Origin of the sequence: Natronomonas marina (assembly GCF_024298905.1) — an archaeon.
GTDB lineage: Archaea > Halobacteriota > Halobacteria > Halobacteriales > Haloarculaceae > Natronomonas > Natronomonas marina.
This window is the reverse complement of the sequence record NZ_CP101154.1, coordinates 3,756,196-3,770,302: the sequence shown is the minus strand read 5'-3', so window position 1 is coordinate 3,770,302 and position 14,107 is coordinate 3,756,196. Positions and strand designations below refer to the sequence as shown.

The following is a 14,107-nucleotide window of genomic DNA, read 5'->3' as shown; positions in this document are numbered from 1 at the left end:
CCGCCTACGGGTCGAGTATCTCGACGCCGTCGCCCGTGCCGACGTGGATCTCGTCGGCGAGGTCGACGAACAGGCCGTGTTCGACGACGCCCGGAATCCCCGCCAGTCGCGCGGCCAGCGACGCGGGGTCGTCGATGGCTCCGAACGCACAGTCGACCACCAGGTTGCCGTTGTCGGTGACGACGGGACCGTCCTTCCGCTCGGCGTCGCGGAGTCGTGGCTCGCCGCCCAGTTCCTCGATCCGCCGCTCGACGACGGGGACGGCGTCGGACAGTACCTCCAGCGGTACCGGCAAATCCAGTTCGTCCGACCGCTTCGAGGCGTCGACGACGACCAGGAAGCGGTCGGCGGCGGTGTCGACGAGTTTCTCGCGGGCGTGGGCCGCGCCGCCGCCCTTGAGGAGGTGTCCGTCGGCCACCTGGTCGGCGCCGTCGATGGCGACGTCCGGGACCGCCTCCTCCAGCGTCGTCAGCGGAATCCCTGCCTCGCGGGCGAGCCGTCTTGCGCCGTGGGAGGTCGGAACACCGTGGACGTCGAAACCGGCGTCGACGCGCCGCCCGAGTTCCCGGATGGCGGCGGCAGCCGTCGAGCCGGTGCCGAGGCCGACGACCGCCCCGTCCTCGACCGCGTCGGCCGCGCTCTCGCCCGCGCGGCGCTTCTGGTCCTCCGTGCCGCCGGACTGTTTCATGGGCGGACATGGCGCCGAGGTCGAAAAAGCCCTTGCGGTGGTGCCCGCGGCGCGACGAATAGGTTTTCACGGCGGCGCGCGACGACGCCCACATGTTCGGAACGAGCGGCATCCGGGGACCGGTCGGCGACGAGGTGACCGCGGAGTTGGCGCTGCGGGTCGGCCGCGCCGTCGGGGCCGAGACCGACCGCGTCGTCGTCGGTCGGGACCCCCGGACCAGCGGCGAACTCCTCGTCGACGCCCTGGCGGCCGGTCTCCGGGAACTGGGAACCGACGTCGTCGACCTCGGGGTGGCCGCGACCCCGACCGTCGCCCGCGCCGTCGGCTGGGAGGACGGCGACGCCGGCGTCTCGGTCACCGCCAGCCACAACCCCGCGACCGACAACGGCCTGAAACTGTGGCAGCCCTCCGGGCAGGCCTACGACGCCGAGGGCCGCGAGCGAATCACCGAGCGGGTCGAGGCCGACGACCCGGCGCTGCAGCCGTGGGACCGCCTCGGCGACCGGCGGCGGGCGGACGCAACCGACCGCCACGTCGCGGCGCTCGTCCGGTCGGCCGACCCCCTCGAGTTGTCGGTCGCCGTCGACGTCGGCAACGGCGCCGGCGGCGTGACCGCCGACGCACTCGTCGAGTTGGGCTGTCACGTCGAAACGCTGAACGCACAGCCCGACGGCCGCTTCCCGGGACGACCCTCCGAGCCGACCGCCGAGAACTGCACGGCGCTGTCGACGCTGGTCGCCGAGGGCGACTACGACCTCGGGGTCGCCCACGACGGCGACGCCGACCGGACTCGCGCCGTCGCCGGCGACGGGACCTTCCTGTCGGGGGACGCCCTGCTGGCGCTTTTCGCCGCCGATGCCGCCGAACCGGGCCAGCGAGTCGCCGTCCCCGTCGACACCAGCCTCGCCGTCGAGGACTACCTCGCCGAACGGGACGTCGGCGTCACCCGGACGCCGGTCGGCGACGTCTACGTCGCCGAGGCCGCGACCGACCCCGACGTGGCCTTCGGCGGCGAACCTTCGGGCGCGTGGATATGGCCGGAGGCGACGCTGTGTCCGGACGGGCCGCTCGCCGCCGTCAGGCTGGCGGAGATGGCCGCCGAGGAGCCGCTCGCCGAACGGCTCTCGCGGATTCCCACCTACCCCATCCGGCGCGCGAACGTCGAGGTCGACGGGAAGGCGGCGGTGATGGCCCGCGTCGAGGAGCGCGTCCTCGAGAGCTACGACGACGTCGAGACGCTGGACGGCGTCAGAGTCCAGACCGACGACGGCTGGTTCCTGATCCGCGCCAGCGGCACCCAGCCACTGGTTCGGGTCACCGCCGAGGCGCGCGACGCCGGCCGCGCCGAGACGCTGGCGGACGAGGCGCGGACCCTCGTCGAGGCGGCGAGATAGCGGACGCTGGAGGGTCGAGAACCGACGAGAATCCGGGGTCGGAAAACGGGTCGCGGATGCCAGTTCAGGTGCGCCGGGTCGACCGCGCCTCGCGGACGTCCGAGCCGTCCCGAATCTTGTCCTCACACTGCGGGCAGACGCGCGGGTCCTCCACGCCGTTCGGCGTGAAGACCCGCGCGTACGCTGCCGTTACGAACGCGCCACAGTTCTGGCATTCCGGCATAGGGAGACGCAAGGTTTCGACCTACATAATAATAGTGTGAGAGGCGGTGTCGAGGGGCGCGGAGGAGCCTCGAATCGGTCGTTTTCGGGAGTTTGGTGGTCCCGTCGTCGCCGCGGGTCGAAAGCGCCGCCACGGATGGGGGCCCGACATCGCCGCGAGCGGCCCGGCGGCGGGTCCGGGCACCGCAACTGGCAAGGTCGTACCCCGCCTTCGGGTGAGCATGCCGACCACGAGCGCCGACGGGACGACGCTCCGCTACGACGTCGCGGGCGACGACGACCGGCCGACGGTCGTCTTCGTTCCCGACGTCGGCTTCGGGCCGTGGCTGTGGGGCTGGCAGGCACCGGCGCTAACGGGCGCCTACCGGACCGTCGTCTACGCCCAGCGCGGGACGGGCCGCTCCGGGACCGAAGGTCCCTACACGGTCGAGCGCCTGGCCGCCGACCTCGATGCGATTCTGGCCGCGGTCGGCGCCGACCGCGCACACGTCGTCGGCGCCGGACTCGGCGGGATGATCGCGCTCCGCTACGCCCGCGAGTACGGCCGCGCCCGGTCGCTGACGCTGTTCGGCGCGGCGGCGACGGGCGACGACGTCGACGCCGGGGCGCTGGCCGCGCTGCACCCCGACGACCCGACGCGACTCCGGGAATCGCTGTCGCTGGCGTTCTCCGAGCGGTTCCTGGTCGAGTCCGGCGTCGTCGACGACGTCGTCGCCTGGCGCCGCGAGGAGGACGCCACGGGCGACGCCCTCGTCGGTCACCGCGAGGCCGCACGCTCCTTCCAGACTGGGCCGCTCTACGAGGTCACGCTGCCGGCGCTGGTCTGTCACGGCGTCGACGACCCCGTCGTGCCGGTCGGGACCGGCGAGACGCTCGCCCGTGACCTCCCGCGCGGCCGCTTCGAGGCCGTCGAGGGGAAACGCTGCTGTTTCGTCGAGCACTCCGCCGCCGTGACGGACGCCGTCGAGGGGTTCCTCGAGGCGCTGACCGACGACGAGTGAGTCGGTCGCCGAAAGCGTTCCCGTCGCCGCGGCGCTTTTGTGCGTCGACGCGGTACTGGGAGGCGTGACCGCCCGCATCGCGCTGGTGAACGCCTCCTACGACGGCACGAACACGCTGCGGAACTTCCGCCGGGAACTGGACGCCGACGTGACCGCCTACTCGGCGCTGGAGCGCTCGTTCCCCGACGTCGAGACCTACGACGGCGTGGTCGTCACCGGGTCCCGGGCCTCCGTCTACTGGGACGAACCGTGGATAGACGAGGCCCAGCGGTGGGCCGGCGACGCCGTCGAGAGCGACACGCCCGCGCTGGGTATCTGCTGGGGCCACCAGTTGCTCGCCGACGCCGTCGGCGGCACCGTCGAGTCGATGGACGAGTACGAACTCGGCTACCGGACGGTCAGCCACGACGGCGCCGACATCTTCGAGGGCGTCCCCGAGACGTTCACCGTCTTCACGACCCACTCCGACGCCGTCACGGAGTTACCCGATGGTGCCGACCGCATCGCCGAGAACGACTACGGCATCCAGGGGTTCCGCCGCGGGAACGTCTACGGCCTCCAGTCCCACCCCGAGTACGACCCCGAGACGGCCGAGGCCGTCGCCCGCGGGAAGGACCTCCCCGAGGAGCGCATCGAGTCGGTCTGTGCCGGCATCACGGACGAGGCCTACGCCGAGGCGCGGGCCACGAAACGGGTCTTCGACAACTTCTGTCGGCTGGCGGAGCGGTCGGCTCCCGTCGCCGACGACTGACCGCCGGCGGCCCCGGTCGCGCCCCGATGTCCGGCCGAGTGACCGTCCGGCGCCCGCGTGCGAGCGCTTTTGACGATACCGACCCAACACGGGGTATGCTCGATTACCTAGAGCTAGAGGCGGACCTCAAGGAGGAAGAGCGGATGGTGCGGGACACCGCCCGCCAGTTCGTCGAGGAGAAGGTCAGGCCGACGGTCGGCGACCACTGGATCGAGGGAACGTTTCCGACGGATCTCATCGCGGAGATGGGCGAACTCGGCTTCTACGCACCGAATCTCGACGGTTACGGGCTGCCGAACCTCTCCGAGCGGGCCTACGGCCTGTTGATGCAGGAACTGGAGGCCGGCGACTCCGGCTTCCGGTCGATGGCCTCCGTCCAGGGCTCCCTGGTCATGTACCCCATCCACGCGTTCGGCAGCGACGCCCAGAAAGAGCGGTGGCTGCCCGCCCTCGGGTCGGGCGAGCGGGTCGGCTGCTTCGGCCTGACCGAACCGGACCACGGCTCGAACCCCGCCGGCATGGAGACGTCGGCCGAACGGGACGGCGACGGCTACGTCCTCAACGGCACGAAGACCTGGATCACGAACTCGCCCATCGCCGACGTCGCGCTGGTGTGGGCGAAGGACCGCTCGGACGACGACACCGTCCGTGGCTTCCTCGTCGACACCGACACCGCGGGCGTGACGACGAACGAAATCACGGAGAAACTCTCGCTGCGGGCCTCCATCACCGGCGAGGTCCACCTCGACGACGCCCGCGTCGAGGAGTCGGCGGTGCTGCCCGGCGTCGAGGGGATGAAGGGCCCGCTGTCCTGTCTCACGCAGGCCCGGTTCGGCATCGCGTGGGGCGCCGTCGGCGCGGCGCGGGACTGCTTCGAGACGGCCCGCCAGTACGCGACCGACCGCGAGCAGTTCGGCGGCCCAATCGCTCGCTTCCAGCTCCAGCAGGAGAAGCTCGCCGAGATGGCGACCCAGATCACGCTGGCGCAGTTGCTCGCCTCCCGGCTGACCGACCTCAAGGAACGCGGCGACCTGCGGCCCCAGCACGTCTCGATGGCCAAGCGGAACAACGTCCGGATGGCCCGCGACCAGTCGCGGGTCGCCCGCGAAATCCTCGGCGGCAACGGCATCACCGCCGACTACTCGCCGATGCGGCACATGACGAACATGGAGACGGTCTACACCTACGAGGGGACCCACGACATCCACACGCTCATCCTCGGCGAGGACCTCACCGGCGTGCAGGCGTACACCTGAGACGCGGGGCGGCGACCGGCTTCGAACCCGGACCACCCGGTCCGGTCACTCCAGCGCCTCGAACGTCTTCTCGGCCCACCGGACCGCGTACGCCGGACCGTGCTCGTGGTAGGCGTCGGCGTCCAGCGCCGCGAACTGCGCCGGGATGTCGACGTCGTGTTTCACGGCGCTGCAAGCGAGTTCGGCGGCCTCGGCGAACTCAATTCGACCCGCAGCGACGGCCTCGGACAGCCCCGAGAGCCGCGGTTCCAGCCGTTCGCCGGCGTCGACCCACTGGTCGTGGAGGCGGTCGTACTCGCCGTCCCAGTCCGCGAACGTCTCGCGGGTGTGCAGGCCGACGTAGGCGTCGAACAGCGCGGCCGCCAGCTGGTAGGTGTCGGCCGGTTCGAGCGGCACCGCCTCCTCGAGGGCGCGGTACTCCTCCGCGAAGAAGCCGAGGAACGTCTCGGGGAGACCGAGCCCGATTTCGACGAGCGCCTCCGCGACGAGGAAGTCGACGAACCCCTCGGGCGCTCCCTCGAGTCGCGGCTTGACGAACACCGTCGGCGGTTCCGTCTGTCGGGTCCAGACGACGCCGCCGTCGCCCGGCGCGCCGACGGTGAACTCCTCGCCGGCGAGTCGGTCGAGCGTCGCCGGGGCGTCGGCGGGAACCCACGAGGCGTCGTACGACAGCAGGTCCAGCGAGTCGACGACCGCGAGCAGGTTCTCCGCGACCGATGGCGGGAGCGTCTCGAAGTCGCCGTCGCTGTCGAGGACGAGCGCCCCGGGGGCGTGGTCCTCGCGGATTCCGGCGACGTCGTCCGGCAGCGCCCGCGGTTCGAACATCTACAGGGCGACGGCGGCGAGCAGTAGCACGCCGACGACGAGCGACGCCCCGACCGCGCCGAGCACGACTTTGGTGGCCTGACTCATGCCCGGACGTTCCCGGGGCGGGCGCTTAAACGCTTCAGTTCGCCGTCGGAGGCGTCGTCGGGGGTCGCCGGCGGAGGAGTTACCCGTCCCGGGGCACCAGCCCCGACATGGACCGCCGCCGCGTCTCGACGGGGACCGAGTGGGAACCGCGCGTGGGCTACTCGCGGGCGGTGCGGGTCGGCGACCGAATCCTGGTCTCGGGAACGACCGCGACCGACGCCGAGGGGAATCCCGTCGCACCCGGCGACCCCGAAGTCCAGACCCGCCGGGCGCTGGAGACCGTCGTCGAGGCCATCGAGGAAGCCGGTGGACGGCGGGAAGACGTCGTCCGCACCCGGATGTACGTCACCGACGCCGACGACTGGGAAATCGTCGGCGACGTTCACGGGGAGTTCTTCGGGGACGTCCGGCCCGCCGCGAGCATGGTCGAGGTGTCGGGGCTCATCGGCCCGGAGTACGTCGTCGAAATCGAGGCCGAGGCGGTCGTACCCGAGGAAGGGTGACGGTCGAGGGTATCCAGCCGGGGACACAGTAACCCCCGGCTCGTATCCGCCGAGCGGCCGTGTAAAAATCGGGTGGTCAGTCGTCGGCCAGCACCGGCGTCTCCTCGTCCGCGACGAGGCGGTCGAGGGCGTCGACCATCGCGCGCACGGAGGCAGTGGTGATGTCCGAGTCGGAGGCGGCGACGGTGACGGTGCGGTCCCCGCGGGACATCTCGACCTCGACGGTGACGACGGCGTCGGTACCGCCGGTGATGGCGTCGACGTGGTAGGAGTCCAGTTGCGCGTCGGCGGCGGCGCCCAGCGCCGACCGGACGGCGGCGATGGCGGCGTCGACGGGACCGGAGCCGGTGCCGGAGGCGACGCGTTCCTCGCCGTCGACGTCCAGCCGGACCGACGCCGTCGGGGTGCCGCTGCCGGAGGCTGCCGTGAGGTCGACGAGTTCGACCCGGCGCTCCCGCTCGCGGCCCTGGACCTCCTCGGCGATGGTCAGGAGGTCGGCGTCGGTGACGCGTTTGCCCCGCTCGCCGAGCGCCTTGACCCGGGCGACGACCTCGCCCAGTTCCTCGTCGTCGACCTCGATGTCGTGTTCGGCGAGGGCGGCTTCGACGCCGGCGCGTCCGGCGTGCTTTCCGAGGACGAGGCGGCGCTTCCGGCCGACCTTCTCGGGAGGGTACGGCTCGTACATCGCGTCGTCCTTCAGCGTGCCGTCGGTGTGGATTCCGGACTCGTGGGTGAAGGCGTTCTCGCCGACGACGGCCTTGTTCGGCGCCAGCGGGACGCCGGTGGTCGTCGAGACGAGCTGGCCGAGGTCGTAGAGCCGCTCGGTGTCGACCGTCTCGACGCCGTAGCCGTGGTCGAGGGCGATTGCGACCTCCTCGATGGCGACGTTGCCGGCCCGCTCGCCGATGCCGTTGATGGTGCCGTGGACGAGGTCGGCCCCGGCGGCGACGCCGACCAGGGCGTTGGTCACCGCCAGCCCGAGGTCGTCGTGGGTGTGCGTCGAGGTCGGCCCGAGTTCGGAGAGCCGCGAGTACATCTCGAGGATGCGATCGGGCGTGGCGTGGCCGACGGTGTCGGGCGCACAGATGCGGTCGGCGCCGGCGTCGATTGCCGCGCCCATCAGCTCCTCGAGGAAGTCGAGGTCCGCACGCGAGCCGTCCTCGCCGAGTACCTCGACCCACAGGCCGTGCTCTTTGGCGTACTCGACGAGTTCGACGGTGTCCTCGATCACCTGCTCGTGGGTGGTGCCGACCTTCTGCTCGACGTGGCGGTCGCTGGCCGGCACGACGAGATTGACGCCGTCGACGTCGCACTCCAGCGCGAGGTCGATGTCCCCCCGGACGCCGCGGGCGAAGCTGGTCACGCGGGCGTCCAGCCCGAGGTCGGTCACCCGGGAGATGGTCTCCCGTTCGCCCGGGCCGGTGCAGGCGCTGCCGGCCTCGATTACGTCGACGTTCGCCGAGTCGAGTTCGCGGGCGATTTCGGCCTTCTCCTCGGGCGACAGCGAGATACCGGGCGCCTGCTCGCCGTCCCGAAGCGTCGTGTCCAGAAACTGTACGTCTCGGTCGTCAAGGGGAGCCGTCGCTGGGTGGTCCCCGAACAAGCTCGTCACGGGAGAATCCTCAGTGGTAGGCGAGCGGTCGGATTTCTCGACCAGCCGCCTCGCGGCGACTTACTCTATCCTCTGCCGTGTTGGGGTTCGGCATGGTTGTACTCCCCACGAGGACGGCGTCCCGTATTAACCTGCGGGTTGGTGCAGGAATCGACCCGAGCGTCGAGGCGGCGGCTACAGCCCTTCGATTCGGACGGCGTCGCCCGTCTCGACGCCGTCGGCCGCCCCGGCGGGCATCTCGACGACGGTGTCGGCCCGCGCCCGCCCCGTCCCGGTCCAGGCCGACAGCCGCGAGACCCGCCGGACCTCGCCGTCGAGGAGCCAGACGGCGTCGATGTCGAACGGTACACAGACCATGTGCAGGCTCCGCTTCCCCGGCCGGCCGAACGGGAACACCAGCGCGTAGTCGTCCGGAATCGACCGCCGGAACATCAGTCCGAGACCCTTCGAGAGGAGGCCGTCGGCTACTTCGACCTCGTCGGCCAGGACTCGCTCGCCGCCGCCGGCCTCGTGAACGACGCGCACGGCCACGAGTGGGGCGTCCCGGGACAAAAACCCGGGGGCGACCCAGGATTCAACCCCGGGGACGCCCCAACTCGGGTATGGAGAAGGCGCCGCAGGGTACCTCGGTCGGCGTCGACGACCCCTACGAGGTCGTCGAGCGGTGCGACCACCTGACCGACGACGGCCGGTGCCGGTACGCCGCCGAGCACGGCCACCACGACCCGGAGTTCGCCCGCGAGCGACGGGTCGACGATCTGCGATGTCCTGCCGCGGACCCCTCCGGCGAGTGGGAGTGGGCCGACTGCCCGCACTTCCGGGCCCGTCAGCGCGCCCGCGAGTGCGTCCGCTGCGGTCTCGAGGAGCGGCGGGTGGCCCACGACGACGAGCGCCCGCTGCTCGAGGAACACCACCTCGAGTACCGCGACGACGACCGCAAGGACGTGGCCCACGAGATAACGGTCTACCTCTGTCGGTGGTGCCACGCGAAGATCCACGACTCGTGGGCGCGGATCGACGACGACGCCTCGCCGGACCCCGAGGCCATCGCCGAGGCGGAGGGCCGCCGCTCGCGCGAACTGGAGGAGGCTGGTTTCGAGTCGGCCGCCGAGCGGTACGGCGAGGAGTGAGCCGAACGGCTTTGTCCGGAGCGACCGTACCACCGGCATGCCCCACCTCGGCCACGTCCACCTGAAGGTCCGCGACATCGACGACAGCGTCGCATTCTACACCGAGGTCCTCGGCCTCGACGTGACGGAACGGCACGGCCGCTACGCGTTCCTCTCGTTCGGCGACCACCACCACGACGTCGCGCTCCAGGAGGTTGCCCCGGACGCACAGGGACCGACCGACGGCGTCGGCCTCTACCACGCCGCCTTCGAGGTGGCCGACCCCGAGGCGCTTTCGGCGCTCCACGAGCGCCTCTCCGGGCGCGGCGTCGCCGTCTCGCCCGTCGACCACGGCATCAGCAAGGCGCTGTACTTCGACGACCCGTCGGGCAACGGGCTGGAGACCTACGTCGACACCCGCGACGACGCCGACGAGGAGTGGCGCGGCAGGAACCGACCGTTCGAGCCAGCTGACGCGATACAGTGACGGACACCACCGCCGAATTTATATCATCGGGCGAACGTTAGTAGTTACCAACACGCATGTACTTCTATCCCTCCGAAGGGTGGCTGGACGAGTACACCCGGCTGCTCGACGAGAGCGACGCCCTGGACGATCTCTCGTCCGGCGTCGGCTTCGACTTCGACGGGTCCATTCACCTCGTCATCGCGGACCTGCCGCTGGAGACCACGACGGTCGGCGACCTCCCGGAGGGGACTCTGGACGGGCTCCCCGAGCAGGTGCGGGCCGGCCTGGCGGAGGTCTCCCTCGCCGAGTTGCCCTCGATGGTCGACGAACGCGCCCGGTCGGGGCTCCCGGAGCGGGCTCGGAACCTCCTCGACCAGATCGAGACGAACGTCATCGACGGCGCGTTGCACGTCCTCCTGGAGATAGACGGCGGCGACTGCGCCGACGCGGAGGTGCTGGAGGTACCCGCGACCCGCGACGCCGACTTCACCATCCGCGGCAGTTACGTGACGTGGCGGGAGATCGTCGACGGCCGCCCGTCGGCGTCGGCGCTCCTGACCGGCGATCTCCGCGTGGAGGGCAGCCAGCTCGGCTGGCTCCAGTACGCCACGATGTTCCAGTTGCTCGGCGACGTCGCCAGCCAGGTCGAGACGACCCACCTCTTCGAGGGGAACTCGCCCTCCGCAGGGGACGTCCTCGTCGACGAGGCGGTTCGGCACCCGGCCGCGGTCCACCGGTTCGCACACCGGCAGGCGATCCGGACGCTGAGTTTCCTCTAGCCGACCTCGAACTCCTCGGGGGGCTGGCCGGCCTCGTCGAGCACCTCGTCGGCGACGAGTATCGGACAGTCCACGCGAAGCGCGATGGCGATGGCGTCGCTGGGGCGAGCGTCGAGGACGACGTCCTTCCGTTCGCCGCCGGCGTAGCGTTCGGCGTCGATCTTGGCGAGGAACGTGTTCTCCGAGAGACCGTCGATGCGGACGCGGTCGATGGCACCCCCGAACTCGGTCAGCATCTCGACGAAGAGGTCGTGGGTCAGCGGCCGCTCGAAGGGCCGGTCCTCGAGGGCGTGGGAGATCGACTTCGCCTGGTCGGCGCTGATGAAGATCGGTAGCGCCTCCCCACGGGCCTGCAGCACCACGACCGGGGCGCCCTCCTCGCCCCCGTCGTCGACGCTGATCCCGAGGCCGTGCACGCTCGCCTCGTTTGTCATCGACTAGAGTTGGCGTGTGCGGCACCAAAGCTTTTCGCGTCACCCCCTCCAGCACCCGGTATGGGCGACCCCTACGTCGTCGCCATCAAGCCCTCCGCTCGACGCGCCTGTCGCGCCGCGGGCGAGTGGGTCGCCGAGCACGGTCGCTACCGGTCCTTCGACTCCAAGCCTCTGGCCCGCGAGTGGGCCAGGACCGCCAGCCCGCAGGGTCGGACCCTCTGGGTGCAGGACGCCCATCCCCGCGATGTCGGTCCCGCCGACGGCTACCTGCTCGCACGCCGGAGTCACTTCCGCGGGAACGAAGCGGAACTGCCGGGCGAGCAGGCGCCGCTACTCGGCGAGTGACGCGATCGCCCCCGGCAGCACTCCGGGACGGTCCCCCGAGAACGGGGTGGTCTGCTCCGCGGCGGCGGCGGTCGAAAACGGGGTCGGGGGGATGTCGCGCCGGGTGCGTCGAAAGGGTTTCGTGCCCGACGCTAAATTCCGTTTTGTTTTGCCATAATATCAATTTTTCCATCAACTCATCTATAGCTCCGGAACGGACGGCTTTTGCCGCAGCACACCGAAGTGGGCGTATGGACGCCGATGGCAGCCGAACCGACGCCGGCGGGTTCCGGAAGGGCCGGAAGGCCGCGGCACTCGTCGTGCTCCCCTTCGTCGCGCTGGGCGTCGGCAACCTCCTCCTGATACTGCAGTGGGGGCTGGACCCGCTGTGGGGGTTCCTGCTCCTGCCGCCGATCCTCTTCGTCTCGGTCATCGGCTGGATCGCCATCCGGGGCGGCTTCGCCGAGAACCGGACCGGCGAGGGCGACTACGAGGGCGGCGTGTGACGGAGGAACCGCACGCGTTCGGTCGCCGGTCGGAATAGCGAGGCGGTTACCGTCGCCTCGCGGCCACGAGCGCGGCCGCGAGGAGCGCCACCAGCGCGAGGGCGGGACCGAACCCGGGCTGGTCCTGCGGCGGCGTCGCCGTGGCGGTCGGGGTCGCCGTCGCCGTCGGGGTCGCCGTCGCCGTCGCGTCGCTTGCGACGCTTATCGCCTTCGTCGTGGCGGTCGTCGCGCCGTCGTCGTCGGTCACCTGGAGCCGAATCTGGTGGGTTCCGCTCCGGTCGAAGGTGTACGAGAGGACCCTGTCGGTCGTCACCAACTCGCCGTCGACGTACCACTCGTAGCGCGAGATGGTGCCGTCGTCGGTCACGTTCGCCTCGACGACGACCTCCTCGCCGACCGTCGCGTCGACGGACGGAATCGACGCTCTCGGGGGCGCGTTGACCGAGACCGTCCGCGTCGTCGTCGTCGTGATGCCGTCGTCGTCGGTGACGTACAGCCGCACCTCGTGATCGCCGGGGTCGGTGAAGGTGTACGACAGCGTCTCGGAACCGGAGACGTTCTCGCCGTCGATCTGCCAGGTGTACTCGACGATGTCACCGTCGCGGTCGGTGGAGCCGCTGGCGTCGAAGACGACCGCCTGGTTCAGGTTCGGCGTCGCCGGCGAGCGGGTGAACGCCGCCCTCGGCGGGGCGTTGACCGCCACGCTGGTCGTCGCCCGGTCGGTGTCGGTCGTGACGTTGGCCTCGTAGTCGCCGGCGTCGCCGGCGTCGGTCTCCCACTCAAGCGTCACCGATTCGGACTCGTCACCGTCGAGCCCCAGGGAGGTCGTGTCCACCAGCCTGCCGTCGAGTCGCAACTCCACGTCCTGGGTGTCGGCCGAGTCGTCGGTGTTCTCGACGGTGGCGTTGACGGTGAGCGTCTCCCCCTCCAGGACCGGCTCGTTCGTCGAGTCGATGTCGACGTCGAACTCCGCGACGTCGTTGACCGTCACCTCCCTGGTGGAGAAGTCGTCCTCGCTGGAGACGTTGATCGTGTAGTCGCCGGCGTCACCCGATTCGGTGTCCCAGCTCAGGTTCCGGGTGACCCTCGCGCCGGCGTCCAGCGCGATCGTCGTCGAGTCCCGCTGGATGCCGTCCTCCGTCTCGAGGAGTATCTGCTGGTTGTCCGTCTCGGTGCCGGTGTTCTCGATTATCACCTCGACCTCGAGGGTGTCGTTCTCCGTCACCGGGGCGTTCGTCGCGTTGATCGCCACGTCGAAGTTACTGCCGGAGCCGGACTGTGCGGCTGCCCCGCCCGCAGCGACGAGGCCGGCGACCGCGACCGCCATCAGGGCGAGCAGACCGAGCGATACGACCGTCGGGAACCGTCTTTCGTTTTCGTCTTGTGTCATGATATCTGTATCTACCCGAGTACCGTGTCCGCGGTCGGCGCGTGGCGGCGGGGTCGGGCGGCGGAGAGCGGCGACGGCCGGCGCGAGACACGGCGCGTTTCGCTTCTTCCGCCGGAACGTGTTCTTGATTCGTTAAATGCTTTCCCTTAGCGAGATTGCTCCCGAATAAACCTTCCGGCCGCCGGCGCCCGCGACGGCGGCCGAAGTCCGGGATCTACGGTGCCGACGTCCGGTTTCGAGCCGGTGCCGGCGAGTACGACTGGTCGCGGGCGACCACGGTGTCGGGTTCGATGCGGACCAGGAGTGCCGTCTCCGTCGGGTTGGTGACGTACTCAGAGAAGCGCCCGTCCCAGTCGGCCCGGTCGGCGCCGAGGTACCGCGCCAGCAGTCGTTCGGCGCGGTCGCGGTCGAACGGTTCGACGGTACCGTGCCCGCGGACGCCGACGTGCTGGACGAGGCCCCGTTCGGCGTCGAAGTCGACCACGCCCAGCGAGCAGGCCGGTTCGCGCTCGACCCGCGCCGGGAACGTGTCGGTCGCGGCGTCGCCGAGTATCCAGGCCGCGCCCTCCTCCCAGAGGTACCACACCGGCGACTCCCGCGGCCCGTCGGGGTGGTGCGTCGCCAGGTGGCCGAACAGCGGCCGCGCCAGGAACGCCTCCAGGTCGGCACCGAGGGTGTTCTCGACTACCTCCATGGTCGAACCGCGTGTCACCCGACGAAGAAGGTGGCGATAATTGCCGCCCACCGCCGTCGGGCG

The 14,107-nt window shown here is 70.7% G+C and carries 18 protein-coding genes; 10 read left to right on the top strand and 8 right to left on the bottom strand.

What is annotated here, in order from left to right; translation table 11 throughout:
• Positions 1–4 precede the first annotated feature (4 nt).
• Positions 5–688 carry a ribose-5-phosphate isomerase RpiA gene (gene rpiA / locus NLF94_RS19675; RefSeq protein ID WP_254839341.1) on the bottom strand — a complete coding sequence of 228 codons (684 nt, stop codon included), beginning with the start codon at positions 686–688 and terminating at the stop codon, positions 5–7.
• Positions 689–780: 92 nt separating this feature from the next.
• Between rpiA and glmM the strand changes: the two genes are divergently transcribed.
• Complete coding sequence (glmM, locus tag NLF94_RS19670) at positions 781–2,082, top strand: phosphoglucosamine mutase (protein ID WP_254839340.1); 1,302 nt, start codon at positions 781–783, stop codon at positions 2,080–2,082.
• A 64-nt stretch (positions 2,083–2,146) separates the two neighbouring features.
• Here the strand turns inward: glmM and NLF94_RS19665 are convergent, their stop codons facing one another.
• Positions 2,147–2,305, bottom strand: a complete 159-nt coding sequence (locus NLF94_RS19665; protein ID WP_254839339.1) for a DUF7563 family protein — start codon at positions 2,303–2,305, stop codon at positions 2,147–2,149.
• 220 nt (positions 2,306–2,525) lie between these two features.
• Here NLF94_RS19665 and NLF94_RS19660 point away from each other — a divergent pair, with 220 nt between their 5' ends.
• From NLF94_RS19660 to NLF94_RS19650, 3 genes are all read left to right on the top strand, one after another.
• A complete protein-coding gene (locus tag NLF94_RS19660; RefSeq protein ID WP_254839338.1) occupies positions 2,526–3,305 on the top strand; it encodes an alpha/beta fold hydrolase in 780 nt (259 codons plus the stop codon).
• A 64-nt stretch (positions 3,306–3,369) separates the two neighbouring features.
• Positions 3,370–4,056, top strand: a complete 687-nt coding sequence (locus NLF94_RS19655) for a type 1 glutamine amidotransferase (RefSeq protein WP_254839337.1) — start codon at positions 3,370–3,372, stop codon at positions 4,054–4,056.
• Positions 4,057–4,151: 95 nt separating this feature from the next.
• Complete coding sequence (locus NLF94_RS19650; RefSeq protein ID WP_254839336.1) at positions 4,152–5,312, top strand: acyl-CoA dehydrogenase family protein; 1,161 nt, start codon at positions 4,152–4,154, stop codon at positions 5,310–5,312.
• Between the two features lie 45 nt (positions 5,313–5,357).
• Here NLF94_RS19650 and NLF94_RS19645 read toward each other — a convergent pair whose 3' ends face one another.
• Positions 5,358–6,137, bottom strand: a complete 780-nt coding sequence (locus NLF94_RS19645) for a DUF7089 family protein (protein WP_254839335.1) — start codon at positions 6,135–6,137, stop codon at positions 5,358–5,360.
• A 194-nt stretch (positions 6,138–6,331) separates the two neighbouring features.
• On the opposite strand from NLF94_RS19645, the gene NLF94_RS19640 reads away from it, so the two are divergent.
• Entirely contained in the window at positions 6,332–6,727 is a 396-nt protein-coding gene (locus tag NLF94_RS19640; protein WP_254839334.1) for a RidA family protein, read from the top strand.
• Between the two features lie 76 nt (positions 6,728–6,803).
• Here NLF94_RS19640 and NLF94_RS19635 read toward each other — a convergent pair whose 3' ends face one another.
• Positions 6,804–8,339 carry a (R)-citramalate synthase gene (locus NLF94_RS19635; RefSeq protein ID WP_254839333.1) on the bottom strand — a complete coding sequence of 512 codons (1,536 nt, stop codon included), beginning with the start codon at positions 8,337–8,339 and terminating at the stop codon, positions 6,804–6,806.
• Positions 8,340–8,513: 174 nt separating this feature from the next.
• Positions 8,514–8,864, bottom strand: coding sequence for a DUF192 domain-containing protein (locus NLF94_RS19630; RefSeq protein WP_254839332.1), 351 nt, complete (start codon positions 8,862–8,864; stop codon positions 8,514–8,516).
• A 77-nt stretch (positions 8,865–8,941) separates the two neighbouring features.
• Between NLF94_RS19630 and NLF94_RS19625 the strand changes: the two genes are divergently transcribed.
• Genes NLF94_RS19625 through NLF94_RS19615 form a run of 3 tightly spaced genes read left to right on the top strand, consistent with a single transcriptional unit; the run spans position 8,942 to position 10,696 of the window.
• Complete coding sequence (locus tag NLF94_RS19625; protein WP_254839331.1) at positions 8,942–9,469, top strand: DUF7097 family protein; 528 nt, start codon at positions 8,942–8,944, stop codon at positions 9,467–9,469.
• 37 nt (positions 9,470–9,506) lie between these two features.
• Entirely contained in the window at positions 9,507–9,935 is a 429-nt protein-coding gene (locus tag NLF94_RS19620) for a VOC family protein (RefSeq protein WP_254839330.1), read from the top strand.
• A 56-nt stretch (positions 9,936–9,991) separates the two neighbouring features.
• Positions 9,992–10,696, top strand: a complete 705-nt coding sequence (locus NLF94_RS19615) for an SCP2 sterol-binding domain-containing protein (RefSeq protein WP_254839329.1) — start codon at positions 9,992–9,994, stop codon at positions 10,694–10,696.
• Here NLF94_RS19615 and NLF94_RS19610 read toward each other — a convergent pair.
• The gene (locus tag NLF94_RS19610; RefSeq protein WP_254839328.1) at positions 10,693–11,130 is read right to left on the bottom strand and encodes a bifunctional nuclease family protein; all 438 of its coding nucleotides are present in this window, start codon (positions 11,128–11,130) and stop codon (positions 10,693–10,695) included. The two genes, NLF94_RS19615 and NLF94_RS19610, sit on opposite strands and share 4 nt — an antisense overlap.
• A 60-nt stretch (positions 11,131–11,190) precedes the next feature.
• Here NLF94_RS19610 and NLF94_RS19605 point away from each other — a divergent pair, with 60 nt between their 5' ends.
• Together NLF94_RS19605 and NLF94_RS19600 are read left to right on the top strand one after the other, a co-directional pair.
• Positions 11,191–11,475, top strand: coding sequence for a DUF8081 domain-containing protein (locus NLF94_RS19605; protein WP_254839327.1), 285 nt, complete (start codon positions 11,191–11,193; stop codon positions 11,473–11,475).
• Positions 11,476–11,705: 230 nt separating this feature from the next.
• Complete coding sequence (locus tag NLF94_RS19600) at positions 11,706–11,960, top strand: DUF8142 family protein (protein ID WP_254839326.1); 255 nt, start codon at positions 11,706–11,708, stop codon at positions 11,958–11,960.
• 46 nt (positions 11,961–12,006) lie between these two features.
• Here NLF94_RS19600 and NLF94_RS19595 read toward each other — a convergent pair whose 3' ends face one another.
• Both NLF94_RS19595 and NLF94_RS19590 read right to left on the bottom strand, forming a co-directional pair.
• Entirely contained in the window at positions 12,007–13,350 is a 1,344-nt protein-coding gene (locus NLF94_RS19595; protein WP_254839325.1) for a PKD domain-containing protein, read from the bottom strand.
• Positions 13,351–13,564: 214 nt separating this feature from the next.
• On the bottom strand, positions 13,565–14,044 hold the full coding sequence (locus NLF94_RS19590) for a pyridoxamine 5'-phosphate oxidase family protein (protein ID WP_254839324.1): 480 nt from the start codon (positions 14,042–14,044) through the stop codon (positions 13,565–13,567).
• Between the last annotated feature and the right edge of the window lie 63 nt (positions 14,045–14,107).